Source organism: Candidatus Propionivibrio aalborgensis (assembly GCF_900089945.1).
GTDB lineage: Bacteria > Pseudomonadota > Gammaproteobacteria > Burkholderiales > Rhodocyclaceae > Propionivibrio > Propionivibrio aalborgensis.
On record NZ_FLQY01000389.1, the window covers coordinates 1 to 1,101 of the forward strand.

General features: G+C 65.9%; 1 protein-coding gene. It reads right to left on the bottom strand.

All coding sequences use genetic code 11. From position 1 onward, the window contains the following. Nucleotides 1-1,101, bottom strand: a 1,101-nt coding sequence (locus PROAA_RS17510) for an RNA polymerase sigma factor (protein WP_186412576.1), incomplete at both ends; no start/stop codon positions are given.

Genomic DNA, 1,101 nt, shown 5'->3' on the forward strand with positions numbered 1-1,101 from the left:
CGCCCGAGACGACGGCACAGGTCGGCCCGCGCCGCGTGAGCCAGCCGGTAGTCGCCGAGCTCACCACGCGCTAGGATGGCATCGATCAGCTCAAGCCCGACTTGCGGACCATCGCGCATCGCCACCGCGACGGCGCGATTCAATTCAACCACCGGCGACGCTTCAAAGCGCAGCAACACGTCATACAGGCCGACAATCTGAGCCCAGTCGGTTGCATCCGCGCTCGGCGCTTCGACCAACACCGCTGCAATGGCCGCCTGCAACGAATACGGGCCAAAACGCCGCGACACCAGTGCGCGCTCGACGAGCGCGCAACCGTCGGCGATCAGCTCGCGATTCCACAGCGAGCGATCCTGATCGTCGAGCAGGATCAAGTCGCCGCCAGGGGAATTGCGCGCCGCGCGCCGCGAGTCATGCAGCAGCATCAAGGCCAGCAGCCCTTCCACCTCCGGCTGCGGCGCCAGATCGAGCAGCAGCCGCGCCAGGCGAATCGCCTCGCCCGAGAGGTCGGGCCGTGTCTGCGAATCCCCGGACGACGCCGAGTAGCCTTCGTTGAACACCAGATAGATCACGCGCAGGACGCTGTTCAGACGTTCCGGCCATTCGCCCGGCGCAGGCACCTGGTAGGGAATCCGTGCGTCGCGGATTTTCGACTTGGCGCGAACGATGCGCTGTGCGAGCGTTGGCGCGGGGGTCAGAAAAGCGCTGGCGATTTCCTCGGTTTTCAGCCCGCACACTTCACGGAGCGTCAGCGCCACCTGCGCCTCGGGCGACAGTGCAGGATGACAACAGGTAAAGATGAGACGCAGACGATCATCCTCGATCTCGTCGCCGCCATCCTGCGATTCGTCGGCGATGGCTTCCACCTCGCCGGCCACGTCGTCCAGCGCAGTAAAACGCGATAGACGGCGCATCGCGTCAATGGCCTTGAAGCGCCCGGCGGACACCAGCCAGGCGCGCGGATTGGTCGGCATGCCCTGCCGAGGCCATTGCTCCAGCGCCGCGCGAAATGCCTCGTGCATCGCCTCTTCGGCAAGGTCGAAGTCGCCGAGCAGGCGGATCAGCGTCGCCAGAACGCGACGCGAATCGCGGCGATAGACC